This is a genomic window from Rhodanobacter sp. GW835-FHT13D09, from assembly GCF_058793995.1.
The window spans coordinates 155,068-180,374 of sequence record NZ_JBXAGL010000001.1; the positions used below are offsets into that span (position 1 = coordinate 155,068).

Annotated in this window: 25 protein-coding genes and 1 riboswitch; of the genes, 19 read left to right on the forward strand and 6 right to left on the reverse strand. The window is 68.7% G+C overall.

Features of this window, described 5'->3' with window-relative positions; translation table 11 throughout:
• Positions 1-9 precede the first annotated feature (9 nt).
• A complete protein-coding gene (locus AC1Q5A_RS00800) occupies positions 10-846 on the reverse strand; it encodes an isocitrate lyase/PEP mutase family protein (RefSeq protein WP_492697273.1) in 837 nt (278 codons plus the stop codon).
• Between the two features lie 140 nt (positions 847-986).
• Here AC1Q5A_RS00800 and AC1Q5A_RS00805 point away from each other — a divergent pair, with 140 nt between their 5' ends.
• On the forward strand, positions 987-2,747 hold the full coding sequence (locus AC1Q5A_RS00805; RefSeq protein ID WP_492697275.1) for a DUF885 domain-containing protein: 1,761 nt from the start codon (positions 987-989) through the stop codon (positions 2,745-2,747).
• Between the two features lie 300 nt (positions 2,748-3,047).
• Positions 3,048-4,190 carry a T6SS phospholipase effector Tle1-like catalytic domain-containing protein gene (locus tag AC1Q5A_RS00810; protein WP_492697277.1) on the forward strand — a complete coding sequence of 381 codons (1,143 nt, stop codon included), beginning with the start codon at positions 3,048-3,050 and terminating at the stop codon, positions 4,188-4,190.
• A gap of 15 nt (positions 4,191-4,205) precedes the next feature.
• On the opposite strand, the gene AC1Q5A_RS00815 is transcribed toward AC1Q5A_RS00810, so the two are convergent.
• Positions 4,206-5,471: a multidrug effflux MFS transporter gene (locus AC1Q5A_RS00815; RefSeq protein ID WP_492697279.1), complete on the reverse strand. Its 1,266-nt coding sequence runs from the start codon at positions 5,469-5,471 to the stop codon at positions 4,206-4,208.
• A gap of 77 nt (positions 5,472-5,548) precedes the next feature.
• A riboswitch (Fluoride riboswitch) is annotated at positions 5,549-5,643 on the forward strand.
• 69 nt (positions 5,644-5,712) lie between these two features.
• On the opposite strand from AC1Q5A_RS00815, the gene crcB reads away from it, so the two are divergent.
• The 10 genes from crcB to AC1Q5A_RS00865 all read left to right on the forward strand — a co-directional run bounded on the left by crcB (position 5,713) and on the right by AC1Q5A_RS00865 (position 15,073).
• A complete protein-coding gene (crcB, locus tag AC1Q5A_RS00820) occupies positions 5,713-6,099 on the forward strand; it encodes a fluoride efflux transporter CrcB (RefSeq protein ID WP_492697281.1) in 387 nt (128 codons plus the stop codon).
• Positions 6,100-6,112: 13 nt separating this feature from the next.
• Positions 6,113-6,451: a DUF190 domain-containing protein gene (locus AC1Q5A_RS00825; protein ID WP_492697283.1), complete on the forward strand. Its 339-nt coding sequence runs from the start codon at positions 6,113-6,115 to the stop codon at positions 6,449-6,451.
• A gap of 14 nt (positions 6,452-6,465) precedes the next feature.
• The gene (gene cfa / locus AC1Q5A_RS00830) at positions 6,466-7,599 is read left to right on the forward strand and encodes a cyclopropane fatty acyl phospholipid synthase (protein WP_492698077.1); all 1,134 of its coding nucleotides are present in this window, start codon (positions 6,466-6,468) and stop codon (positions 7,597-7,599) included.
• A gap of 222 nt (positions 7,600-7,821) precedes the next feature.
• The gene (locus AC1Q5A_RS00835; RefSeq protein WP_492697285.1) at positions 7,822-9,177 is read left to right on the forward strand and encodes a dihydrolipoyl dehydrogenase family protein; all 1,356 of its coding nucleotides are present in this window, start codon (positions 7,822-7,824) and stop codon (positions 9,175-9,177) included.
• Between the two features lie 301 nt (positions 9,178-9,478).
• The gene (locus tag AC1Q5A_RS00840) at positions 9,479-9,886 is read left to right on the forward strand and encodes an MAPEG family protein (protein ID WP_492697287.1); all 408 of its coding nucleotides are present in this window, start codon (positions 9,479-9,481) and stop codon (positions 9,884-9,886) included.
• 96 nt (positions 9,887-9,982) lie between these two features.
• Positions 9,983-10,855, forward strand: coding sequence for a TraB/GumN family protein (locus AC1Q5A_RS00845; RefSeq protein WP_492697289.1), 873 nt, complete (start codon positions 9,983-9,985; stop codon positions 10,853-10,855).
• Between the two features lie 186 nt (positions 10,856-11,041).
• Positions 11,042-13,279 (forward strand): DNA topoisomerase IV subunit A, encoded by a 2,238-nt coding sequence (parC, locus tag AC1Q5A_RS00850; protein WP_492697291.1) that lies wholly within the window; start codon positions 11,042-11,044, stop codon positions 13,277-13,279.
• A gap of 203 nt (positions 13,280-13,482) precedes the next feature.
• The gene (locus AC1Q5A_RS00855; RefSeq protein WP_492697293.1) at positions 13,483-13,908 is read left to right on the forward strand and encodes a hypothetical protein; all 426 of its coding nucleotides are present in this window, start codon (positions 13,483-13,485) and stop codon (positions 13,906-13,908) included.
• A gap of 71 nt (positions 13,909-13,979) precedes the next feature.
• Entirely contained in the window at positions 13,980-14,300 is a 321-nt protein-coding gene (gene lplB, locus AC1Q5A_RS00860; protein WP_492697295.1) for a lipoate-protein ligase small subunit, read from the forward strand.
• Positions 14,297-15,073 carry a lipoate--protein ligase family protein gene (locus tag AC1Q5A_RS00865; RefSeq protein ID WP_492697296.1) on the forward strand — a complete coding sequence of 259 codons (777 nt, stop codon included), beginning with the start codon at positions 14,297-14,299 and terminating at the stop codon, positions 15,071-15,073. The genes lplB and AC1Q5A_RS00865 overlap by 4 nt, the downstream gene beginning before the upstream one ends.
• Positions 15,074-15,252: 179 nt before the next feature.
• Here AC1Q5A_RS00865 and AC1Q5A_RS00870 read toward each other — a convergent pair whose 3' ends face one another.
• Positions 15,253-15,741 carry an NUDIX hydrolase gene (locus AC1Q5A_RS00870; protein WP_492697298.1) on the reverse strand — a complete coding sequence of 163 codons (489 nt, stop codon included), beginning with the start codon at positions 15,739-15,741 and terminating at the stop codon, positions 15,253-15,255.
• 138 nt (positions 15,742-15,879) lie between these two features.
• On the opposite strand from AC1Q5A_RS00870, the gene AC1Q5A_RS00875 reads away from it, so the two are divergent.
• Genes AC1Q5A_RS00875 through tatA form a run of 3 tightly spaced genes read left to right on the forward strand, consistent with a single transcriptional unit; the run spans position 15,880 to position 19,291 of the window.
• Positions 15,880-16,665 carry a phosphodiester glycosidase family protein gene (locus tag AC1Q5A_RS00875; protein WP_492698078.1) on the forward strand — a complete coding sequence of 262 codons (786 nt, stop codon included), beginning with the start codon at positions 15,880-15,882 and terminating at the stop codon, positions 16,663-16,665.
• The gene (locus tag AC1Q5A_RS00880; RefSeq protein ID WP_492697300.1) at positions 16,662-19,091 is read left to right on the forward strand and encodes a penicillin acylase family protein; all 2,430 of its coding nucleotides are present in this window, start codon (positions 16,662-16,664) and stop codon (positions 19,089-19,091) included. Before AC1Q5A_RS00875 ends, AC1Q5A_RS00880 begins: the two co-directional genes overlap by 4 nt.
• Positions 19,092-19,096: 5 nt before the next feature.
• Positions 19,097-19,291, forward strand: coding sequence for a twin-arginine translocase TatA/TatE family subunit (gene tatA / locus AC1Q5A_RS00885; RefSeq protein WP_492698080.1), 195 nt, complete (start codon positions 19,097-19,099; stop codon positions 19,289-19,291).
• Between the two features lie 54 nt (positions 19,292-19,345).
• Here the strand turns inward: tatA and AC1Q5A_RS00890 are convergent, their stop codons facing one another.
• From AC1Q5A_RS00890 to AC1Q5A_RS00900, 3 genes are all read right to left on the reverse strand, one after another.
• Positions 19,346-19,837 (reverse strand): group I truncated hemoglobin, encoded by a 492-nt coding sequence (locus AC1Q5A_RS00890; protein WP_492697302.1) that lies wholly within the window; start codon positions 19,835-19,837, stop codon positions 19,346-19,348.
• Positions 19,838-19,864: 27 nt separating this feature from the next.
• Positions 19,865-20,770 carry a DUF3034 family protein gene (locus tag AC1Q5A_RS00895; protein ID WP_492697305.1) on the reverse strand — a complete coding sequence of 302 codons (906 nt, stop codon included), beginning with the start codon at positions 20,768-20,770 and terminating at the stop codon, positions 19,865-19,867.
• Positions 20,771-20,858: 88 nt separating this feature from the next.
• On the reverse strand, positions 20,859-21,221 hold the full coding sequence (locus AC1Q5A_RS00900; protein ID WP_492697307.1) for a COG4315 family predicted lipoprotein: 363 nt from the start codon (positions 21,219-21,221) through the stop codon (positions 20,859-20,861).
• Positions 21,222-21,415: 194 nt separating this feature from the next.
• On the opposite strand from AC1Q5A_RS00900, the gene AC1Q5A_RS00905 reads away from it, so the two are divergent.
• From AC1Q5A_RS00905 to AC1Q5A_RS00920, 4 genes are all read left to right on the forward strand, one after another.
• A complete protein-coding gene (locus AC1Q5A_RS00905; RefSeq protein WP_492697311.1) occupies positions 21,416-21,976 on the forward strand; it encodes a sigma-70 family RNA polymerase sigma factor in 561 nt (186 codons plus the stop codon).
• Positions 21,973-22,764 carry an anti-sigma factor gene (locus tag AC1Q5A_RS00910; protein ID WP_492697316.1) on the forward strand — a complete coding sequence of 264 codons (792 nt, stop codon included), beginning with the start codon at positions 21,973-21,975 and terminating at the stop codon, positions 22,762-22,764. The genes AC1Q5A_RS00905 and AC1Q5A_RS00910 overlap by 4 nt, the downstream gene beginning before the upstream one ends.
• A 34-nt stretch (positions 22,765-22,798) precedes the next feature.
• Complete coding sequence (locus tag AC1Q5A_RS00915; protein ID WP_492697321.1) at positions 22,799-24,217, forward strand: cryptochrome/photolyase family protein; 1,419 nt, start codon at positions 22,799-22,801, stop codon at positions 24,215-24,217.
• Positions 24,218-24,309: 92 nt separating this feature from the next.
• Positions 24,310-25,305 carry an acyl-CoA desaturase gene (locus tag AC1Q5A_RS00920; RefSeq protein ID WP_492697326.1) on the forward strand — a complete coding sequence of 332 codons (996 nt, stop codon included), beginning with the start codon at positions 24,310-24,312 and terminating at the stop codon, positions 25,303-25,305.
• Positions 25,306-25,307: the final 2 nt, after the last annotated feature.

Here is a 25,307-nt window from a genome sequence, read left to right on the forward strand (position 1 = left end):
CTGCGCCGCTCAGCCGCGCTCGAACAGCCGCTGCGCGTCCGTGTAGGTGAACGTGGCGGCCAAACCGTCGAAGCGGCTGCTCTCCAGCAACGCTGCCGCCGCGTGATCCACGGCCGCCAGCGCCAGCGTGGCGAAACGCGTGGCCGTGCTCACGCGGGCCACGCCGAGCCGGGCCAGTTCGGCCAGGTCGGGCATGCCGGGGCCGGCGGCCACGTTGACCGGGGCAGCGACCGCCTGCACCAGCGCGGCCAGCGTGGCGCGGTCGCCCAGCCCGATCGGATAGATGCCATCGGCGCCCGCCGCCAGATAGGCCTGCGCACGCTGCACGGCATCGGCGAGCGGTGCAGCCGGGTCGGCAGCGTGTTGCATCCAATTGTCCACCCGTGCGTTGATCACGATCGGCACGCCAGCCGCATCGGCTGCCCCGCGTGCGGCGCGGATGCGGGCCGCGGCTTCCCCGACGGGTCGCAGCGGGCCGTGGCCGGGGCGGCCGTCCTCCAGGTTGATGCCCACCGCGCCGGCCGCGATCACCGCGCGCACCGTGGCGGCCACCGCCTCCGGCGTCTCGCCGTAGCCGGTCTCGATATCCGCCGTTACCGGCAGCTCGACCACCCGCGTGATCCGCGCGATCGCCGCCAGCACCTCGGCCAGCGGCGCCCGTTCGCCGTCGGCGTAGCCGAGCGACCAAGCCATGCCGGCGCTGGTGGTGGCGACCGCGGCGAAGCCGCGTTGCGCGAACAGCCGCGCGCTGCCCGCATCCCACGCGTTCGGCAACAGCAGGATCGCCGTGCGGTCGTGCATCCTGCGAAACACCTGCGCCCGGTCGATCTGCACCTGCTGGTCCATCGCTTGCAACCCTCGTCCGCCGACGGCGGTGAAACACGCAGCGTACGCCGCTTGCGCCCCGCGCGGAAACTGCTGAAAAATGGCCGCTTCCGGTGCCGGCAATCCCACGCCGATGGCACGCCCTTCGAAAGAGAACCAGCATGCTCCGAACCACACGCCTCCTGCTCGGCCTGGTCGCCGCGCTGACGCTGGGCAGCGCCACGGCGGCGGCCGCCGACAGCGCCGCCGCGGACCAGGCCTTCATGCACCTGGCCGACGGCTACTTCGACAGCTACTACTTCCCGGCCAACCCCTCCACCGCCACCATCGACGGCATCCACGCCTACGACGACAAGCTCGAGGGCTACTCGCGCGCCGACATCGAGGCCAACGTCAAGGCGCTCAGGCAATGGGAGCGGCGCGTGGCGGCGGTCGATCCCGCGCCGCTGGGCGAACGCGTACGTGGCGACCGCGAGCTGGTGCTGAACAACATCCGCAGCACCCTGCTGACGCTGGAGACGATCCGGCCATGGCAGAAGAACCCGGACATCTATTCCAGCGGCATCACCAGCAGCGCGTTCACCCTGATGGAACGCAAGTTCGCCCCGCCGGAAACCCGCCTGCGCGCGCTGATCGCACGCGAACGGCTGATGCCGGCAGTGCTCGCCGCGGCACGCCAGAATCTCGACAACCCGCCGAAGATCTACGTGCAGATCGCGCTGGAACAGCTGCCGGGGCTGGTGCAGTTCTTCCGCAACGACGTGCCGGCGGCCTTCACCGCGGTCGCCGACGGGGAGCTGAAGCGGCAATTCGCCAGCAGCAACGCCGCCGTGATCCAGGCGCTGGAGGATTACCAGGGGTGGCTGAAGAGCGACGTGCTGCCGGGCGCGCACGGCGACTTCCGCATCGGCGCCGCCGCGTTCCGCGACAAGCTGAAGTACGACGAGATGGTCACCCTGCCGCTGGACCGGCTGCTCGCCATCGACATGGCCGACCTGCGCCAGAACCAGCGCCGTTTCGCCGAGGTGGCGCACCAGCTCGACCCGGCCAAGACCCCGCGCCAGGTGCTGGCGGAACTCGGCTCCGACTACCCTCCCCCGGACAAGCTGCTCGACAGCTTCCGCGCCACCTTCGACCACCTGACCGCCTTCATCCGGCAGAAGCGGATCATCACGATTCCCTCGGACGTGCGGCCGATCCTGGAGGAAACCCCGCCATTCATGCGTGCCACCACGTTCGCCTCGATGGACACGCCCGGGCCGTACGAGACCGTCGCCAAGGAGGCCTACTTCAACGTCACCCTGCCCGAGCCCGGCTGGAACAGCCAGCGCACGCAGGAGTTCATGGCGCAGTTCAACTACCCGGTGATCAGCTCCGTCGCCACCCACGAGGCCTATCCCGGCCACTACATCCAGTTCCTGTGGATGCAGCGCCTCGATGACCGCGTGCGCAAGCTGCTCGGCGCCAACACCAACATCGAGGGCTGGGCGCACTACTGCGAGCAGATGATGCTGGACGCTGGGCTGGCGCAGTTCGAGTTTCCGCACGACCGACGCCAGCAGTTGCTGCTGCGGCTCGGCCAGCTGCAGGATGCCCTGCTGCGCAACGCGCGCTTCGTGGTCGGCATCAAGCTGCATACCGGGCAGATGACGATGGACCAGGCGGTCGACTTCTTCGTCAACGAGGGCTACCAGTCGCGTGCCGTCGGCGAGGTCGAGACCAAGCGCGGCACAGCCGATCCCACCTACCTGTACTACACCTTGGGCAAGCTGCAGATCCTGAAGCTGCGCGCCGATCTCGAGGCGCGGCAGGGCAAGGACTTCAACCTGATGGCGTTCCACGACGGCTTCATGCAGCAGGGCTCCGCACCGATCAGCATCGTGCGCCGGGCGATGCTGCACGACGACTCGCCCACCCTGTAGGGAGTCTCGAATAACCCGTCATTCCTGCGCAAGCAGGAATCCGGGTCAGCATATTTCTCAGCCGTTGCTTGAGGTCCCGAATAGCCCGTCATTCCTGCGCAAGCAGGAATCCAGTGCCTTCCAAGCTCTTGAAAAGCAACGGCGCTGGATCCCAGCTTGCGCTGGGATGACGAACGAAAGCGGGTTTTCGAGGTTCCCTGCAGGAAGGCAGCCGTCGCGGCCACGGTTGCCGGCGACACTGGCCGCGGGCGGCATCACCACCTAGAGTCGCCGCAGGCGAAGTGGAAGGTGGAGGGCGCCATGGCCACGCGCAGGCTCGTGCTGCTGTTCGACGGCACCTGGAACAAGCCCGAATCGAACACCAACGTCGAGCGCCTGCGCCGGCTGCTGGCACCGCGCGACGACGCCGACAACGCGCAGCTGGTCAACTACATCCCTGGCGTGGGCGTGAAGCCCGGGCTGGCCCACCTGCTCGGCGGCGCGTTCGGCTACGGCCTGTCCGACAACGTGCTCGATGGCTACCGCTGGCTGTGCGAGACCTGGCAGCCCGGCGACCTGCTCTACCTGTTCGGCTTCAGCCGCGGCGCCTATACCGCACGCAGCCTCGGCGGCCTGATCCGCAAGTGCGGTCTGCTCCGCTGCGACACCCACGGCAGCGTGGCCAGGGCCGACGTTTCCGCCGCCTACGCGTTCTACCGCGACCGCCGCAGCAAGCCCGACGACCCGGCTGCGGTGGCATTCCGCGCCAGCCATTCGGTGGTGATCGACATCCACTTCATCGGCGTGTGGGATACCGTCGGCTCGCTCGGCATCCCGGGCACCGCCTCGTGGTTTCCGTTTGCGCGCAAGCGCTACCAGTTCCACGACACCGAACTCAGCAAGATCGTGAAATACGCCTATCAGGCGCTGGCGCTGGACGAGCACCGCGCCGACTTCGCGCCCACGGTATGGACGCGCAACCCGTACACGGTGAAGCCCGGCGAGACGCTGACCTCGAAGAAACCCGGGCAGATCGAGATCGAGCAGCGCTGGTTCATCGGCGCGCACTCCGACGTCGGTGGCGGCAACGAGCGCGACGGCGCCGGGCGCCGGCCCGATCCGCTGCCCGACCTGCCGCTGGCGTGGCTGCAGCACAAGGCGATCGACGCCGGCCTGGGCTGCCGCGAGTTGCTGCTGCCATCGGTCGACGCCGACAGCGGCATGCCGCGCAATTCGTACCGGGAGTTCATGGGCGGCATCTACAAGGAATTCAAGCCGCCGTTCGACCGCCTGCTCGGCACCGGCGTCAACGAGAAGATCGACGCCTCGGTATGGCAGCGCTGGCTCGCCGACGCCAGCTACCGTTCACCGTCGCTGGTCCGGGCGCTGGCCGATGCCTCCGTGCTGATACCGGCGGAATCGGCGCTGGACGTTGCGGCGCCGACGCCGCCTTCGCCGGTCTGACCCGGTCTGCTCCTCTCAGCGCGGTTCGGCGATTTCCGCCTGCATCGCCGCCGTCCCGGTGTCGGCCAGCGGCTGCTCCAGCGGATAGCGCGTGATGCGGTGATACCACCACCACGCCAGCACGCCGAGCGAAGTCAGCGCCGACGCCCCCAGCGCCAGATGCAGCATGCTCGCCGACAGCAGCGGCGACATCACCCCGGCCACGAAACTGCACAGCAGCAGGCTGGCGAAGGCCTGCACCGAGGAAATCCCGCCGCGACGGTGCGAAAAGCGATCCAGCAGCAACAACGTGAGGGTCGGGAACGCCAGCTGCACGCCGATGCCGTGTAGGATCAGCGGCAGCATCGACCACGGCAATCGCGGCACGGGGAGCAGCAGCGCCAGCAGCAGGTGCGCCGCGCACGCCAGCAGCATCACCGCATAACCCAGGCTCACCGTCGACTTCGCGCTGTGCCGCCCGGCCATCCGCCCGGACAGCCAGGCGCCGCCGATCAGGCCGCCCACCACCGGCAGGAACAGCCACGGAAAGCCCTGCGCCGACAGCCGCAGCAGCCCGCGCACGATATGCGGCGCCGAGGCGATGTACAGGAACAGCCCGGCGAAATTGACCGAGCTGGAAACCAGCAGCGGCCAGAACAGCCGGTCGCGGCCGAACGCGAGGTAGCCGGCCAGCAGCGGCCTGGGCGCAAATCTGGTACGCCGCGCCGGCGGATGGGTTTCGTCCAGGAACAGCTGCAGGGCCAGCGCCAGCAGCACGGTGAACGCGGCCAGCAGCCAGAAGATGCCGTGCCAGCCATCCAGCGACAGCAGCAGCGCGCCGACCATCGGCGCGATCACCGGCGCCACCCCGAAGATCATCATCACCTGCGACATCAGCCGTTGCGCAGCCGGTCCTTCCAGGCTGTCGCGGATCACCGCGCGCCCCACCACCAACCCGGCGCCGGCGCACATGCCCTGCAGGCCGCGGCAGGCCAGCAGCATCGCGAACGAGGTGGACGTCGCCGCGCCCACCGATGCCAGCGCATACACCAGCAAGCCGGCGACGACCACCGGCTTGCGCCCGACCGCGTCGGAGATCGCACCATGGAACAGGCTCATCACGGCATAGGTGACCAGGTACACGCTGATCAGCTGCTGCAGCGCCGCGGCGTCCACGCCGAAGCGCGCGCCGACCAGCGGAAACGCCGGGAACACCGCGTCGATCGAGAACGGCCCGATCATCGACAGCGCGGCCAGCAGCCAGGGCAGGCTGCGGCGCACGGGACGATGGGCTGGGCTCATGGCGGCACGGTGGCGACGAGGGGCCGCGCAGTATAGAGCTGCTGCGCTTGACGATCGACCAGCCCGATCCATTAGGATGTCCGCTCGGAGATGGCATGCCTCCTGTTCCGGCACCTTCGGGACAAACCGCTACTCGCGATCCCGCGTTGAAGCTGATGATGCCTGCACCTCCGGTTCCCGGCGGCGCAGGCGCGCCTGCCGCCGCGGCAACCGGACACTTTCACTGTCGGGAGGCACGCACGTGGGCTTGAACGGATTTGTGGCAATCGGCGTCGGCGGCGCCCTGGGCTGCTGGCTGCGCTGGGGTCTGGGCGTGCTGCTCAACCCCGTCTTCCCCACGCTGCCGCTGGGCACGCTGGCGGCGAACCTCGTCGGCGGCCTGCTGATGGGCTGCGTGATGGGCCTGTTCGACCACTTCCAGACGCTGTCACCGGCGCTGCGGCTGTTCGTGTTCACCGGTTTTCTCGGCGGGCTGACCACGTTCTCCACCTTCTCGGCCGAGTCGGCCACGCTGCTGCTGCGCCAGCAGTACCTGTGGTTCAGCGGCCACCTGGCCGTGCATGTGGCTGGCTCGCTGGCGATGACCGTGCTCGGCATCGCCCTCACCCGCAGCCTCTTGCACCACTGACCGGGAGCACCGCATGAACCAGGAAAACCTGCAGCAAGGCGTACACCTGTATTTCTACTGCCACTCGCGCGCGAAGCACGACGGCATGCTGCTTTCCGAGTGGCTGCTCGAACAGGCCAAGGCCCACGGCCTGGGCGGCGGCTCGGTGTTCCGCGCGATCGCCGGCTTCGGCCGGCATGGCGTGCTGCACGAGGAGCAGTTCTTCGAGCTGGCCGACGACCTGCCAGTCAGGATCGAGTTCCTGCTGCGCGAGGAACAGGCCGAGCTGCTGCTGCAGCTGGTGCGCCGTGCGGGCGTCGACGCAACGTATGCATATTCGCCGGCAAGCTTTGCGGTACTGGGCGAACACTGACCACGGATCCATTCATTGACGAGGCGCGCATGAGCCAGGACGACTTGAAGAATCGTGCCAGCGAGCTGCTCGAACAGGCCGGTATCCACATCGACGGCGACGCCCCGACCGACCTGCGCGTGCACGACGAACGCCTGTACGCGCGCGTGTTCGCGCATGGCTCGCTCGGCCTGGGCGAGGCCTACATGGACGGCTGGTGGGATGCCGACGACCTGCCCGCGCTGTTCGCCCGCCTGCTGACAGCCGGGCTGGACCAGGAACTGAAGACGCTCGATACCCTGCTCGCCCACCTCAAGGCGCGCTTCATCAACCTGCAGCGCGGCGAGCGCGCGTTCGAGATCGGCAAGGTCCACTACGACCTCGGCAACGACCTGTTCCACGCCATGCTGGGCAAGCGCCTGGTGTATTCCTGCGGCTACTGGTCCAAGGCCGGCAACCTCGACGACGCACAGGCAGCCAAGCTCGATCTGGTCTGCCGCAAGCTGCAGCTGAAGACCGGCCAGCGCGTGCTGGACATCGGCTGCGGCTGGGGCGAGGCGCTGAAGTACGCGGCCGAACACTACGGCGTCGAGGGCGTCGGCATCACCGTCTCGCAGCAGCAGGCCGATTACGCGCGCGAGCTGTGCACCGGGCTGCCGATCGAGATCCGCCTGCAGGACTACCGCGAGGTCAACGAGCAGTTCGACGCGGTGTATTCGATCGGCATGTTCGAGCACGTCGGCGGCAAGAACTACCGCACCTACTTCGAGACGGTGCGCCGCTGCCTCAAGAACGACGGCCTGTCGCTGCTGCACTGCATCGGCAGCAACGGCGCGCCGGCGCAACCCGATCCGTGGATCGAGAAGTACATCTTCCCGAACTCGATGATCCCCGCCGCCAGCCAGGTCGCCGCCGCGCTGGAGGACCTGTTCGTGGTCGAGGACTGGCACAACTTCGGCGCCGACTACGACCGCACCCTGAGCGCATGGCGCGCCAACGTCGAAGCCGCCTGGCCCAGCCTGCCGCCGAGCTACGACGAACGCTTCCGCCGCATGTGGCGCTACTACCTCGCCGTCTCCGCCGCGGTATTCCGCAGCCGCCGCGACCAGCTGTGGCAACTCACCCTGAGCCCGCACGGCGTGCCGGGCGGGTGTCGCGTGCCGCGGTGAGCCGCCCCCTCGGTTGCCCGCGCAGCGGCCATGGCGAAGAAACGCCACACGGCCAGTTCCTGTCCCGCCCGAACGGCGGCCGCATGGCGATGTACGATGACCACTTGCCCCAAAGAGCCTTGGGCACAAGACGCCCCTGCAAGCGATGCAAGCGTGGCGTCAGAAGCGGCGCGATCTCTCTGTTGGACGACTGAATAACCAGACGGGACTGGACCGAATGCCATGACCGATGCATACGACTATGACCTGCTCGTGATCGGCGCCGGCACCGGTGGCAATGGCGTCGCCCGGATGGCCGCGATGGCGGGCTGGAACGTCGCCATCATCGACAGCCTGCCCTATGGTGGCACCTGTGCGTTGCGCGGGTGCGACCCCAAAAAGATGCTGATCGCCGTCACCGAAGGCGTGGAATGGGCGCACAACCTGAAGGGCAAAGGGCTCGACGCCCACACCTCGATCGACTGGCCCGCCATGATGGCGTTCAAGCGCACCTTTACCGATGCCATGCCGTCACGAATCGAGGCGGGAATGCAGCGCGCACGAGTGGCCACGCTGCACGGCGACGTGCGTTTTACCGGTCCGGATACGGTCGAGGTCAACGGCGCCACGCTGCGCGCGAAGTACTTCCACTTGGCCACCGGCGCACGGCCGATGACGCTGAACATCCCCGGCGAAGATCTGCTGCTCACCAGCACTGAGTTTCTTGAGCTGCCGGAGACACCGCAGAAGATCGTCTTCGTCGGCGGCGGCTTCATCGCCATGGAGTTCGCCCATGTGGCCAGGCGGGCGGGAGCCAGCGAAGTCACCGTCCTCGAGATGGCCGAGCGCCCCTTGAGTAATTTCGATCCGGATCTGGTCGATCTCTTGGCCGATGCCACGACCGAATTGGGCATCCATCTGCAAACCCAGGCCAAGGTCCGGAAGATCGAGCAGACCGGCGAGGCATATACCGTGACCTATGAAACGCCCTTTGGCGTTAAGACCCTCACCTGCGAGCGTGTCGTGCATGGCGGCGGCCGGGTGCCGAACATCGAGCACTTGAATCTGGCGGCGGCGGGCGTCGAAAGCGGTCGGCGCGGCATCACGGTGAGTCCCTACATGCGAACCACCAATCCCGCGATTTTCGCCGCCGGCGATTGTGCCGATAGCGGCCCGAACCTCACGCCGGTTTCGGCTTACGAGGCACGCATTGCGGGCAAGAACCTACTGGCCGGCAAAGACGAGCACGCGATCCAATACCCGCCGATCCCGAGTGTTGTGTTCACGTTGCCGCCGGTGGCCGCCGTCGGACTGTCCGAAGCCACGGCGCGCGAGCGCGGCCTCCAGTTCGACGTCAAATTCGAGAAAACCAGCGGCTGGTATTCCTCGCTGCGCGTCGGGGCGCGCAGAAGCGCTTACAAGACGCTCGTCGAGCGCGGGACGGGCCTGATCCTGGGCGCGCATGTGATGGGGCCCGGTGCCGAGGAACAAATCAACCTGTTCGCGATGGCGATGGGTGCGGGCCTGACCGCCAAGCAGATCAAGGCCACCATCTTTGCCTATCCGAGCTTCGCCTCCGACATTAGTTCGATGGTGTAGTTCCGGCGCGACGACGCGCTCGCGCGGGGTGGGCCACCGATGCGAGAACGGCATGGCCCGCTGCGGCGCGTACACCCGGCCACCTCGGGCAAGGCATCCGCTTCGTGGACCGACGCGGTGGTCAGGGGCGCTAAGATGATCGATGCATGACGTCACACGACCTGTTGCGAAATAACGGGACCGAAATAACGGGACGGAGGAAATTGAGTCGGCTCTTCGAGCAAAGTAGACGCAGGTGATCAATTTGACTTGATCACCTACGCCCCCGAAATCATCACCACACGCGAATCGCAGACCGGACATGACCACCTCAGCCCTGGTACTCACTCTGTTCCTTGCCTGGACACTGCTCCTGCTGGTCGTCATGGAGGCGGTGCGCAGCCACCTCGTGGTCACGGGCCGCGTCCGTTCGAATGAGTTCAAGCCCGACAACTCGAATATCTCGCCGTTCATGCAGCGGCTCGCCCGCGCACACGCAAACTGCGTCGAGAGCCTGCCGGTCTTCGGCGGCCTGCTGCTGGTCGCCATCGCGACAGGCCGGGCGGAAGTCACGGATCCGCTCGCGCCCTGGCTGCTGGGCGCCCGGATCGTCCAGTCCGGCATCCACCTGGCCTCGACCAGCGTCATCGCCGTCAATGCCCGCTTCACCGCCTTCGCCGTGCAGATGAGCATCGGCGTCTATTGGGCCTGGAAGCTGCTTGGCCTGTAGCCACGGACGGTCATCGCAAACCCACACGGGCTCGATGCCGGGACTTTTTCCTCTCGGCCGATTGAACAACTACGAGCCTGCCGCGACACTCCCCGCATGAAGCGCTCGCTCACCCTGCGCCTGCTCGCCTGCCTCGCCCTGCTGTTCGCCTGCACGTCGGTGCTGGCGAAACCGGCCCTGTGGGTGGTGAAGAACGCCGACACCACGATCTACCTGTTCGGTACCGTGCACCTGCTGCCGAACGACGCCAGCTGGCATTACCCGGCGCTGGACCGCGCGCTCTCGAACAGCCGGACGCTGTATATCGAGCTGGTCGACGACGATGTGGCAAACATGGCCGCGCTGATGCTGCGCCACGGCATGGACCCGGCGCACCCGCTGTCGACCCAGCTCGGCGAGGCGGATGCGCAGCGGCTGCGCATCCTCGCGAACCAGGCCGGCGTACCCGGCGGCATGCAGACGCTGGACATGATGCGCCCGTGGCTGGCCGCGCTGACGCTCACCGTGTCGCCGCTGCTGAAGGCCGGGCTCGATCCGGAGCATGGCGTGGACAAGCAGCTGAAGGCGCAGGCATCCGCGGCCGGCAAGCCGGTGCTGGGGCTGGAAACCGCCGAGCAGCAGATCCGCCTGCTCGCCGACATGCCGCGCGCCGTGGAGCTGGACTTCCTGCGCTCGACCATGCGCGAGGCGGCGGACGACTCGGCCAAGTTCACCAGGCTGATCGACGCCTGGAAGGCCGGCGACGTCGATGCGATCGCCCGCATCGGCAACGACGACATGCGCCGGCGCGAGCCGAAGCTGTACCAGCTGCTGCTGGTACAGCGCAACGAGGCCTGGGCAACGAAGATCGCCACGATGCTGCAGCAGCCCGGCACCGTCTTCATCGCGGTCGGCGCCGCCCACCTGGCCGGGCCGGACAGCGTGCAGGCGCAGTTGCGGCAGCTGGGCATCGAGGCGATGCGCCAGTAGACACCGCCTGCCCCGCACCGTAGGGCGGGCACCGCCCGCCGGCTTTTGACCGGTTGCGGCAAAGAGCGGCGGGCGGTGCCCGCCCTACGCAACGGCCGACCTTGCGCTCCTACAAGTACCGGGCGCTTTCTGGCACCATCGACCGGCTATCCCGCGCGTCGCGCGCCACTTCCCTGATCCAACCCCATGAACCTGCAAGCCAATTACGAACAGATCCCGCTCAAGGAATACGCCGAGCGGGCCTATCTCGACTACTCGATGTACGTGGTGCTGGACCGCGCGCTGCCGTTCGTGGGCGACGGCCTGAAGCCGGTGCAGCGGCGCATCATCTACGCGATGAGCGAGCTGGGCCTGGCCGCCACGGCGAAGCCGAAAAAGTCGGCGCGCACCATCGGCGACGTGATCGGCAAGTTCCATCCGCACGGCGATTCCTCGTGCTACGAGGCGATGGTGCTGATGGCGCAGCCGTTCTCGTACCGCTACCCGCTGGTCGACGGCCAGGGCAACTTCGGCTCGCCGGACGACCCGAAAAGCTTCGCGGCCATGCGCTACACCGAGAGCAAGCTCAGCCCGATCGCCGAGGCGCTGCTGGGCGAGCTGGGCCAGGGCACGGTGGACTGGGTGCCGAACTTCGACGGCACGCTGGAGGAACCGAGCTGGCTGCCTTCGCGCGTGCCGCACGTGCTGCTCAACGGCTCGATGGGCATCGCGGTGGGCATGGCCACCGACATCCCGCCGCACAACCTGCGCGAGCTGGCCAGCGCGTGCATCCGCCTGCTGGACGAGCCGGACGCCACCATCGCCGACCTGTGCGAGCACGTGCGCGGACCGGATTACCCGACCGAGGCGGAGATCATCACCCCGCGCGCCGACCTGCTGGCGATGTACCAGAGCGGCGGCGGCTCGGTGCGCGCCCGCGCGGTGTACCGGCGCGAGGAAGGCAACATCGTGATCACCGCGCTGCCGCACCAGGTCAGCCCGTCGAAGATCCTCGAACAGATCGCCGCGCAGATGCGCGCGAAGAAGCTGCCGATGATCGAGGACCTGCGCGACGAATCCGACCACGAGAACCCGATCCGGCTGGTGATCGTGCCGCGCTCGAACCGCGTCGACGCGGACGAGACCATGCAGCACCTGTTCGCCACCACCGACCTGGAGAAGAGCTTCCGCGTCAACCTCAACATGATCGGCCTGGACGGCCGGCCGCAGGTGAAGGATCTGAAGAAGATCCTCGCCGAGTGGCTGAGCTTCCGCACCAGCACGGTCACCCGCCGGCTCAACCACCGCCTGGCCAAGGTCGAGCGCCGCCTGCACCTGCTGGAAGGCCTGCGCATCGCCTACCTCAACCTCGACGAAGTGATCCGCATCGTGCGCAGCGAGGACGAGCCGAAGCCGGTGCTGATGGCGCGCTTCAAGCTCAGCGAGGAGCAGACCGACTACATCCTGGAGACCCGCCTGCGCCAGCTGGCCCGGCTCGAGGAGATGAAGATCAACGCCGAGCGCGACCAACTCGAAGAGGAGCGCGCGCGCATCAACGTGCTGCTGAAATCGCCGGCCAAGCTGAAAGGCCTGATCAAGGACGAGCTGCGCGCCGACGCCGAGAAGTTCGGCGATGCGCGCCGTTCGCCGCTGGTCGAGCGCGAGGCCGCCCAGGCGCTGGACGAGAGCGCGCTGGTGGCCAGCGAGCCGGTCACCGTGGTGCTCTCGCAGAAGGGCTGGGCACGCGCCGCCAAGGGCCACGACATCGACGCCGACGCGCTCAACTACCGCGAGGGCGATGGCCTGCTCGCCGCGGTGAAGGCGCGCACCACCCAGCAGGTCGCGTTCATCGATTCCACCGGCCGCGCCTACTCCACGCCGGCGCACACCCTGCCTTCGGCGCGCGGCAACGGCGAGCCGCTGACCGGCCGCTTCAGCCCCGCCGCCGGCGCCAGCTTCGACGCGCTGATCGCCGGCGACAACGACACCCGGCTGGTGCTCGCCACCGACTTCGGCTACGGCTTCGTCACCCGCTTCGAGGCGCTCACCGGGCGCAACAAGGCCGGCAAGCAGATCATCACGCTCAGCGACGGCGCCAGGGTGCTGGCGCCGCAGGCCAGCGCCGACCCGGCGCGCGACCGCATCGTGGTGGTCAGCAGCGAAGGCCACCTGCTGATGTTCTCGGTGGCCGAACTGCCGGAACTGGACAAGGGCAAGGGCAACAAGCTGATCGAGATTCCGAAGAAGCAGCTGGCGGAGGGCGAGCGCGTGGCCGGCGTGGCGGTGGTCGCCGAGGGCAAGGGCGAGGTCACGATGTACGCCGGCGCGCGCAAGCTCACCCTGAAGTGGGCCGACCTGGTGGAATACGGCGGCAACCGCGCCACCCGCGGCGGCCTGCTGCCGCGCGGCCTGCGCCGGGTGGAGCGGATCGAGACCACCGGCTGAGCCAACCAACGATCCATCCGTAGGACAGCTTCGTAGGGCGGGCCATGCCCGCCGGCTCTTCGACAGGCATCGCGGCCAACAGCGGCGGGCAATGCCCGCCCTACGGCGAGAGGCAGGAACTTGTCGTCGTCGCGCCTTTCCAAGAGAAATGTACACGCCGACGCGGCATAGCGCGTTGGCTACGTGACACCCCCGGAGCACGCATGCACATCCCTCGGTTTCTTCCTGCCCTGCTGGTCACCGTGCTGACCGCACCGGCATGGGCACAAAACACCGGCAAACCGCTGAACCTGAAACTGCCGCCCGGCGACCTGCCAGCCACCAGCAGCACCACGGCCGCGCCGGCCCACGACGCGCCCGGCACGTACTACGGCGACACCAGCGGGCGCATGGGCAACACCGCGGCCGCCGCCGAAAACCGGCCCGACTGTGACGACTCCACCTACAACCAGCCGCAGATGCACGGCAGCGTCGGCATGGGCGTGGTCGGCGGCAACCACGTGAGCGGCAATTACCAGACCGGCACGGTGAACCTCAGCCAGGCGTTCGGCAGCTGCGACGACCCGGCAGGCGGCGTCAGCATTTCAGTCGGCGCCGACAGCGGCCACTTCCACGGCCGCGGCCACTGAGCGGGCACCGCGGTGCCGGCATCGCCCGCGAATGACCGGCATCATCGCCAGCCGCAGCGGAACCGGGCAGGATGACGATCCTTACGGCGGAGCAACGGCGCATGCACGGCGAATACAAGATGCCCGGCGGCAAGCTGGTGGTGATCGACCTCGAGCTGCGCAACGGCCGCCTTGCCGACGTGCAGCTGAGCGGCGATTTCTTCCTCGAACCGGACAGCGCGCTGGAAGTGATCAACCACGCGCTGGAAGGCCAGCCGGAGCAGGCCGACGAAACCGCGCTCGCCGCCCGTGTGCGCGCTGTACTCGGCGCCGACGTGATGATGTACGGTCTTTCGCCGGAAGCGATCGCGGTGGCCGTACGCCGCGCCCTGCACAAGGAACCCGCCGCATGATGCGCACCGACTGGCGCGACCACGACTGGCAGCTGATCCACACCGCGCCGCAATCGCCCACCCTGCACATGGCGCTGGACGACGTGCTGACCTGCGAGGTCGGCGCCGGCCGCCGCGCGCCCACCCTGCGCATCTGGGAATGGGCCTCGCCGGCGGTGGTGATCGGCCGCTTCCAGTCGCTGCGCAACGAAGTGGACGGCGCGGCGGCGCGCCGCCACGGCATCGAGGTGGTGCGCCGGGTCTCCGGCGGCGGCGCGATGTTCATCGAGCCGGGCAACACCATCACCTACTCGATCTACGCACCGCAGACGCTGGTCAAGGGCCTGTCGTTCCAGCAGGCCTACGCCTTCCTCGACGAGTGGGTGCTGGAGGCGCTGGCCGAACTGGGCATCAAGGCGTGGTACCAGCCGCTCAACGACATCACCTCCGAGGGCGGCAAGATCGCCGGCGCCGCCCAGGTCCATCGCGGCGGCGCGGTGCTGCACCACGTCACCATGGCCTACGACATCGACGCGGCGAAGATGCTCGAAGTGCTGCGCATCGGCCGCGAGAAACTGTCCGACAAGGGTACCCGGAGCGCCGCCAAGCGGGTCGACCCGCTGCGCAGCCAGACCGGTCTGCCGCGCGAGGCGGTGATCGGGCGCATGGTCGCCACCTTCCGCCGCCTGCACGGCCTCAGCGACGACCGCCTGCGCGCCGGCGAGCTCGCCCAGGCCGAGGCGCTCGCCCAGAGCAAGTTCAGCAGCCCGGGCTGGATCGGCGACGTGGCCTGACGTGCGTCCGTTCCACGCCGCCAGTCGCGTAGGGCGGGCACTGCCCGCCGCTCCTTGGCAATGGCGTATCGAAAAGCCGGCGGGCAGTGCCCGCCCTACGCAGCGAGGCGTTTCGCAGCTTCGCCCGACCTGGCTGCAGATCACCGCCGCGACGATGCGAATGATCGGCGCGTCGCCACTCACAACCGGCTGTACGACCACGACTGCATGCGGCCGTCCCTGTACGGCATCACGCCGTGGAACGGGCGCGGGTCGGCGTCGAACACCAGTGGCAGGAAGTGGCGGTCGCCCTCCCACATCGGCAGTTCCATCAGGCGCGCCCGCGGCACCCATTCCAGCGTGCCCTCGTGGTTGCCCTGGTGCGCCTCGCCGCTGAAGGCGTCGATCAGGAAGATGAAGCCCAGCCAGTCCTCGCCATGCTTGCCGAAGCCGGGCCAGTTCAAGGTGCCGCGCAACTGCATCGACCCGCACTCGATGCCGGCCTCCTCGCGGATCTCGCGGCGCATGCAGGCGGCGATGTCCTCGCCCGGCTCCATCTTGCCGCCGAGGCCGTTGTACTTGCCCAGGTGCAGGTCGTCCGGGCGGGCGTTGCGATGGATCATCAGCACTTCGCTGCGATCGGGCGACAACACATAACCGAGCGTCGCCACTATCGGGGTATAGGGCATGGGCGGGCACCGCGAAAAGGACCCAGTTTAGCGGCAGCCGTCGCACCGCGCAGGTGCGGACTTGCACCCGCACGGCCGGGCGGCGACCATCCATGGATGCGCCTATCCGTTTTCCCGCCCCACCCTCGTCCGATCCAGCTGCTGCGGCGCGTGCTGCCGCACGGGCTGTTGACCTTGCTGCTGCTCGTCGGCGCGTCCGGCTGTGCCCCGGGTGCACGGGCGCTGGACAGCCGCGAGCTGGCGTTCGAAGGCCAGAACTACCGCGTCGTGCACGTGAACCTGAAACGCGAGGAGCTGAGCCTGCACTGGCGCGAACCGGCCAGCGGCCAGCCGTTCGGCAGCATCGAGACGCTGCGCCAGTGGGGCGAGCAGCGTGGCCGGCGGCTGCTGTTCGCCGCCAACGCCGGCATCTACGATCACAAGTTCGCGCCGCTCGGCCTGCACGTGGAGAACGGCAAGACCGTGGTGCCGCTGAACCTGGCCCACGGCAACCCCGCCTCGGGCAATTTCTCGCTGCTGCCCAACGGCGTGTTCGCGGTGTATCCGGACGGCCATGCCGCGGTGCGCACCAGCGCCGCGTTCAAGGCCGAGGGCAGGAGCGCGCAGTGGGCGACCCAGTCCGGGCCGATGCTGCTGATCGACGGCAAGCTCAACGAGCAGTTCCTCGACGACTCCGCGAGCATGAAGTGGCGCAGCGGCGTGTGCGCACGCACGCCGACCGAGGTGATCTTTGCGGTGAGCGAAACCCCCGTGAACTTCCATGCGTTCGGACGGCTGTTCCGCGACAAGCTGGGCTGCCGCGACGCCCTCTACCTGGACGGCAGCATCTCGCAGCTGTACGTGGACGGTGAAGGCTACGCCGGGGCGCCGGCCTTCATGGTCAAGCCCTACGCCGGCATCTTCGCGGTGTTCGCCAAGCCATGACACCCCGTCGCCGGCGCGTCCTGCGCGCCCTGCTGTGGACGCTGCTGGCGCTGTCGCTGGCTGCCCTGCTCGCGCTCGGGTGGCTGCTTGCCGGCAGCCGTGCGCAGCTCGACGGCACGCGCCGGGCCGCGGGCCTGACGGCGCCGGTCAGTATCGGCCGCGACGCGCTGGGCACGGTCACCCTCGAAGGGAAAAACCGCACCGACATCAGCTACGCGCTGGGCTACGTGCACGCGCAGGAGCGCTTCTTCGCGATGGACCTGATGCGTCGCGTGAGCGCCGGCGAGCTGTCCGCGCTGGTCGGGCCGGCCGCGCTGAAGGCCGATCTCGACCATCGCCGCCATCGCCTGCGCGCCGTGGCCATGGCCGCCTACGCGCAACTGCCGCCGGAGCAGCGGCACGAACTCGACCGCTACCGCGACGGTGTCAACGCCGGTCTCGCCGACCTGCGCGTGCGGCCGTGGGAATACCTGCTGCTGGACAGCCAGCCGCAACCGTGGCGCCCGGAAGACAGCATGCTGGTGATCGCCGCGATGTACCTGGACCTGAACAGCGGCGGCCGCAACGAACGCGAGCTGCGCATGGCGCAGATGCGTGCGGTGCTGCCCGGCGCGCTGGTGGATTTCCTGCTGGCGCCCGACCCCGACTGGGAGGCGCCGCTGAGCGGACAGCTGTCGCGCCCGCCGCTGATCCCGGCCGCCGACGTGTACGACCTGCGCCGGTTCGCGCCGGCCGCCGCCCCGGCGACAGGCATTTCCACGCCCGCGCTGGCCGCCGCGCTGGCCCCGGCGCTGGACGCGCCGCGCCCCGGCAGCAACAGCTTCGCGGTGGCCGGCACACTCACCGGCAGCGGCGCGGCGATGCTGGCCAACGACATGCACCTGGACCTGCGCGTGCCGAACATCTGGTTCCGCACCCGCCTGCGCTACCCCGACCCCACCGCGCCAGGCGGCCAGCGCGACGTCAACGGCGTCAGCCTGCCCGGCACGCCGGCGATCATCGTCGGCTCCAACGGCCAGATCGCCTGGGGTTTCACCAACAGCTACGGCGACTGGCAGGACTGGGTGCGCGTGTTGCGCGATCCCGCCGACGCGACGCGCTACAAGGTGCCGGACGGCTGGGCCACGGTCGACGTCCACGAGGAGCACATCCAGGTCAAGGGTCACCCCGACACCATCCTCAGGGTCGAGGACACACGCTGGGGTCCGCTCATGGGGGAGGACACCGACGGCACGCCGCTGGCGCTGGCGTGGATCGGCAGCCGGCCGCACGGCTACAACCTCGAGCTGATGCAACTGGAACACGCCACCGACGTGGCCGCCGCGCTCGACCTGGCGCCCCGGCTCGGCATGCCGCCGCAGAACCTGCTGGTCGCCGACCGCGCCGGGCACATCGGCTGGACCATCGCCGGCAACAGCATTCCGCGGCGCGCCGGCATCGACCCGCTGCTGCCGTCGGACTGGTCGAAACCCGGCAGCGGCTGGCAAGGCTGGGCTGCACCCGCCAGCTACCCGCGCATCGAGAACCCCGCCGGCGGCCGGCTGTGGACGGCGAACAACCGCACCGTCGACGGCGATGCGCTGGCCCTGCTCGGCAACGGCGGCCACGACCTCGGCGCCCGCGCGCAGCAGATCCGCGACGATCTGCGGGCCCGCGCCAGCTTCACGCCCGGCGGCCTGCTCGACATCCAGCTCGACGACCGCGCCGTGTTCCTCACCCGTTGGCAGCGCCTGCTGCAGGACACCCTGGCCGACAGCACCGAACCGTCGCTGCAGCAGTTGCGCCAGCTCACCATGCGCTGGCGCGAACGCGCCGCCGTCGACAGCGTCGACTACCGGCTGGTGCGCGCGTTCCGCGACCGGGTCGGCAAAGCCGTGCTGGCGCCGTTCGCGGCACGGGTGCAGCAGCGCTACCCCGACTTCAGCTGGCCCGGCGAGAACAGCGCGGAAGCGGCCGTGTGGGCATTGCTGTGCGCGCAGCCCGCATACCTGCTCGATCCGAAATATTCCGACTGGCACGCCCTGCTCGTCGACGCGGCCCGCCAGGTGGCAGCCGAACTCGGCCGGAAACCCGGCGGCCTCGCCGCGCGCCGTTGGGGCGAACGCAACCGCAGCGGCATCCACCACCCGCTGTCCGCCGCGCTGCCGTCGTGGCTGAGCCACTTCATCGACATGCCCGACCAGCCGATCCCCGGCGACAACAACATGCCGCACGTCGCCGCGCCCGGCTTCGGCGCCTCCGAGCACCTGGACGTGGCGCCCGGCCATGAAGCCCACGGCATCCTCAACATGCCGGGCGGCCAGAGCGACCACCCGCTGTCGCCGTACTTTGGCGCGGGCCACGATGACTGGGTCAAAGGGCGGCCGACCCCGCTGCTGCCGGGCGCGACGCGGCACACGCTGCGGCTGCAACCCGCCGCGCACTGATCGGACTGGACAGTTTTTCGGATTGGATCGTGCTGCTGGTGCTGGCGCTGCTGGTCTTCGGCACCGGCAAGCTGCGCAACGCCGGCCGCGACCTCGGCGGCGCCATCGCCGACTTCCGCAAGGGGCTCCGCGACATCCCACCGGGCGAGGCCGCGCCGCCGGCGATCCGTCCGGATGCCGGCAACGAACGACAGCCCTGACGCGACGCTTCCTCGCAACATCGGGCCCGCCAGGCGGAACCCGCCGGCATGCACTTACCTGGTGATGACCGCCGGATGCATCGGCGCCAGCTTCGCCAGCAGCTTGTTCTGCGCGCGGAACGGCACCTTGTTCTTGTCCATCGCCGTCTGCAGGTCCTCCACCAGCGCATTGAAGGCCGCGCGGTTGATGCCGAGGTTGCGATGCACCTTCTCCATGTCCCTGCCGGTATAGGTGCACGGGCCGTCGAGGATCACGCAGAACTGGTCGACCAGCTCCGCCTTGATGTGCTCACGGTCGGCGGCGGCGAAATACGGCCGCGTGCGCGCGTCCGCCATCAGGTTGGTCATGAAGTCGTTCATCAGCGCCACCAGCCCCGGCTTGCCGCCGAACTGGTCGAACACCGGCTTGAGCGCGGGATCGCGCGGCGCACTGGCGGCCATCGCCGCCGACTCCGGCGACATCGGCGCGGCCTCCTGCGCGATGGCGCCCTGGGCAAACAGCAACGCGATGGCGAGCAGCGCGGTGCGCGAAAGACATGTGTACATGGACGTACTCCGAAGCGAGGGGAATGATCAGAAACCGACCTGCACCGAGGCATACAGGCCGCGTTGCCTGTCCTTGATGACGATGTTGCCGAGGTCCGCATACGCCAGCGTCAGCGAGACATGCTTGGTCGGCGCCCAGGCGACGAACGCGTCGTACCAGTCGTCCTCCTTCGCGATGCCGAGATTGTTCGGCTTCTGCCGATACTCCGCACCGACCGCCCAGTTGCGGCTGAGCAGGTACGCCACCGAGCCTTCGAATTCCGGCTTGTACGCGTTGTTCCTGTCGCCGCCGAAACCGAGGATGCCGATCTGGTTGGCCCTGGTCATGCGCAGCGTGGCGTTGACCAGCAGGCTCTGGCCGAGGAACAGTTTGGTCGCGTTGACGTAGTAATCGGTGCCTTCATCCGACTTGGCGCCCACGAAAGCCAGCACGGCTGTCTGGTTGTTTTTCTTGCGCTGCGCACCGATCGACACCTGCGGCATCCAGCTGTCCTGGTCGAGCACCACGTCGCCGAACAGGCGAACTTTCACGCCGATGATGTTCTGCCGGAACGTGAAGCCGCGGCCCAGTCCCAGCGCCGCCCCCACCTGTTCGGTGTCGAAACGCTGCTGCGCGAACGACACCTCCACGCGGTTGTACAGACCGACCATCGCACCGACTTCGTTGACGTGGTAGTCCGGCAGGTTGATGTGGGTGACGAACGCGTTGGCGCCGATCTCGTCACCGGTGCCGTAACCGCCGATCACCGCCCACGGCGTCAGTCCGCCACCGGCCGAGCCCTCGACCTGCGACACGCCGCCGGTGAGCAGCAGCTTGTTGCTGAACGCGGGTGCGCCGACGTCATCGGCCGCCATGGCCGCCGATGACGCCAGGCAAACGCCGAGCGCGCATCCGGTCAGCCAGGCGATCCGGTTCCTTCGATTGTTCTGCATGGGTATCCCCTTCAGGACGCGCGGAATGCGCATGTGCATGCAGGTACGCAGGACATCGCCGGACGGATGCACGCGGATGTGGATTGCATCAATGCACCACGTGCCAGCTGCCGTTAACGCCATCGCCGGCGCGATCGCCCGGCTTGTCGTCGCCGGCGAAGAGGTACAGCGGAGACCCCCGATAGACCCATTGGCGGCTGCCGTCGGCCCGCGTGGCCAGCCGGTAATCGCCGGCGGCCTCGCTGCCGGCATCGGCCAGATACGGCGGCCAGGCGACCGCGCACGGACCGCTGCAATAGCTGTGGCCGGACGCGGCATCGGCGTCGTAGCGGTACAAGGTGTGGCCGCCGCCGTCGACCAGCAGGCCCTGCGCATCGCGCCGCGGAAGGGATGCCGCCGCGGCCGCCCCGCTCAGCATCAACAACGCGACAGCCCATCGGGAAACGTTCATGGCGAGGCCTCCGGCACGCAGGCCCGTTGCCTGCTCCAGCTTGTACGCAACAGCCGACTGCACGGACGCACGCAAGGCGGTGGCGCCGCCGGACGGACCGCTTGCCAGCGCGCAAGGTCCCTTTTCATGCTATGAAACGTAACCTCCCGTCGCTGCACGCCGGCCGGAACCGATCACTACAGGATGGTTTGCCCATGAGTGTCAGCAGTCCTGCCGAGCGTGACGAGCTGAATCAGCTGTTGCTGCAGACCGGCCGCAACGACCAGAAGGCGTTTGCCGAGCTTTACCGGCGCACCTCGTCCAAACTGTTCGGCGTGTGCCTGCGCATGCTGCGCGACCGCGGCGAGGCGGAGGACGTGCTGCAGGAAACCTACACCACGGTATGGCGCCGCGCCGCCACGTTCGATGTGGCCAAGGCCAGCGCGATCACCTGGCTGGTCACGCTGTCGCGCAACAAGGCGATCGACCGGCTGCGCCAGCATCGCGAGGAGCTGCTGGACGATCCGGCACAACTCGACGAAACGGTGGACGAACAACCCACGCCGGCGGCCAGCGCGGAAACCAGCCGGGAATATCGACGGCTGCAGCACTGCCTGGATGAACTGGAACCGCAACAGCAGCGTTCGGTGCGTGCAGCCTTTTTCACCGGCGCCACGTATAACGAACTGGCGACACGATGCAAGGTGCCGCTCGGCACCATGAAAAGCTGGATCCGCCGCAGCCTGATGCAACTCCGCACGTGCCTGGACTCATGAACACGCCCATCGATGACGGCAACCACAACCTGCGCTACGCCGAGTACGTGCTTGGCGTGCTGGACGCCGACACCCGCGCCGAAGTGGCGCGCGAGGTGCTGGCCTCGGACGAGGCCGCCACCGCCGTGGCCTTGTGGCAGCGCCGGCTGATTCCGCTGGCCGAGACCGTCGGCGACGTCGCGCCCGCCCCGTATGTGTGGGCGCGCATCCACGACGCCCTGCAACTGGATGCGCCGGCCCGCGCGCCGCTGGCGCAGCCGCGCCGCGGACTGTGGAACAACCTGCCGCTGTGGCACTGGCTCGGCATCGGCGCCAGCGCGGTGGCCGTGGTGCTGCTGGTGGTGGTCTCGCTTCCTCGTCCGGCGCCAGCGCCCAAGGTGGCCGCCATCGCCTACATGGCCTCGACCATCCAGCAGGACAACGGCACCACCGGCTGGACCGCCACCATGGATCTGCAGCACGCGCGCATGGTCGTGGTGCCGGCGACGCCGGTCGCATTCGCGCAGGGACGTGCACCGCAGCTGTGGCTGATTCCGGCCGGCGAAAAACCCATCTCGGTGGGCATGATCGCGCGTGACAAGCCCACCACGATCGCGCTCGATCCGGCCCTGCTGGCGCGGCTCGGGCCGACCGCCGCGCTCGCCGTGTCGGTGGAACCGGTCGGCGGCTCGCCGACCGGCCAGCCGACCGGTGCGGTGATCGCCAAGGGCGCGATCGGCGCGGCACCGGATGCCGGTGGCAAGGTGGCCATCCTCGGCAACCTGCGGACGGATCGACCCTGGATCTGAACACGCTGGATCTGAACACGACGACCGTCCGCCCATGAGCACGGCCATCGTGCTGTTCCGGCGCGACCTGCGCCTGGCCGACAACCCCGCCCTGGGCGCCGCCTGCGCGGCGCATGCGCAGGTACTGCCGGTGTATGTCCACGCCCCCGGCGAGGACGGCGCATGGCCGGCTGGCGCGGCCAGCCGCTGGTGGCTGCACCATTCGCTGGTCGCACTCGATGCTCAGTTGCGCACGCACCGTGCCTCACTGCACCTGCGCCTGGGCGACACGCTGGAGCAATTGCGCGATCTGATCCGCCACAGCGGCGCCGGCGCGGTGTACTGCAACCGATTGTACGAACCGGCCTCGATCGCCCGCGACACGCGCATCAAGAGCGCGCTGCGCGCGGAAGGCGTCGAAGTACACAGCCACAACGCGGCATTGTGGTGCGAGCCGTGGACGATCGCCACGCAGCAGGGCGATCCGTACCGGGTGTTCACGCCGTACTGGCGCAAGCTGCGGCCGCAACTGCAGCCGTCCGAACCGCTGTCCGAGGCCGCCCTGCCCGGCTGGCGCGCACTGCCCGGTGGCCTGCCGCTGGAAGCCCTCGGCCTGCTGCCGCGCATCCCCTGGGATGCCGGGCTGGCCGGGGCGTGGCAACCAGGCGAGCGCGGCGCGCACGAGCAGCTGGAAATCTTCGCCGACGACGCGATCGGCGACTACGCACACGCGCGCGACCTGCCCGCGCGACACGGCACCTCGCGGCTGTCGCCGCACCTGCATGCCGGCGAGATCTCGCCACGGCAGATCCACGCCGAACTCGATCGCCGCGCACGCGTGACGGACGCGAGGCGCCGGCCCGACATCGAGCCATACCTGCGCGAACTGGGTTGGCGCGAATTCGCCCACCACCTGCTGTTCCATTTCCCGCAGACGCCGACCGACAACTTCAACCCGCGCTTCGCCGGTTTCCATTGGGAACCGCGCGATGCCGCCGCACTGGAACGCTGGCAGCACGGCCGCACCGGCATCCCGCTGGTCGACGCCGGCATGCGCGAGCTGTGGCACACCGGCTGGATGCACAACCGCGTGCGCATGATCGCCGCCAGCTTCCTGACCAAGAACCTGCGCCAGCACTGGCAGCACGGCGCGCGCTGGTTCTGGGACACACTGGTGGACGCGGATCTGGCCAACAACACGCTCGGTTGGCAATGGGTGGCCGGCTGCGGCGCCGACGCGGCACCGTATTTCCGCGTATTCAACCCGGTCACGCAGGCGAAGAAGTTCGATCCCGACGGCGTCTACCTGAGACGCTGGCTGCCCGAACTGGCCGATGCTCCCACGGCCCTGCTGCACGAGCCGTGGAAGGATCCCGCCCTGCTCGAGCGCAGCGGCTATCCGGCGCCAATGGTGGATCTGGCCGCTTCGCGGCAGCACGCGCTGGACGCCTACCCGGCCCGCGGCAGGCCCTGACCGGATCGGCAGGCGAAATTCCTGCCGGATCCATGCATCCGTTCCGCCCTCTTGGTCGTATCTGTCGGTGACACGCAGACAGGTACGTTCCCATGGCAAGCGTCATACCCCACCCGGACATGCAGCACGACGGCATTCCGCCCGCCCCTGTCGGCAGGGCCGATTCGCGCCGGTGGCTGGCTCGCACCGTGCGCCGCTGGTTCGACACCAGCGCCGTCGTGGCGATCGACGCGAGCCGCGAGGATCGGATCGACTGGCTGCGCGCCGCGCCGTTCGTCGCCATGCACCTGGCCTGCCTCGGGGTGATCTGGACCGGCGTGTCGCCCACCGCGCTGATCGTGGCGGGCGCGCTCTACGTGGTACGCATGTTCGCGCTGACCGCGTTCTACCACCGCTACTTCTCGCACCGCACCTTCCGCACCTCACGCGCGGTGCAACTCGTGTTCGCCGTGATCGGCGCATCGTGCGTGCAGCGCGGGCCGCTGTGGTGGGCAGCGCATCATCGCCACCACCACCGCGTGGCGGACAGCGCGACCGATCCGCATTCGCCGCGCGTGCACGGCTTCCTGTGGAGCCATGCGGGCTGGTTCCTCACTCCGCGCAATTTCCGCACCGATCTGGCGCGCGTGCCGGACCTGGCGAAGTTTCCGGAGCTGCGCTGGCTCGACCGTTTCGACATCGCCATCCCGGTCGCGCTCGCCATTGCGCTGTACGGCCTGGGCGAGCTGCTGCAGCACGTGGCGCCACAGCTGGGCACCACCGGCGGCCAGCTGCTGACCTGGGGTTTCTTCGTCTCGACCATCGTGCTGTTCCACGCCACGGTGACGATCAACTCGCTGGCGCACCGTTTCGGCAAACGCCGTTTCGATACGAAGGACGACAGCCGCAACAACGCATGGCTGGCGCTGCTCACGTTCGGCGAGGGCTGGCACAACAACCATCATTTTTTTCCGGGCTCCAGCCGCCAGGGCTTCCGCTGGTGGGAAGTGGACCTGACCTGGTACGGACTGAAGCTGATGGCGATGCTGGGCCTGGTCCACGGACTGAAGCCCGTTCCCGCGTGGGTAATGGCCAGGGCGCGGAGCTGAGC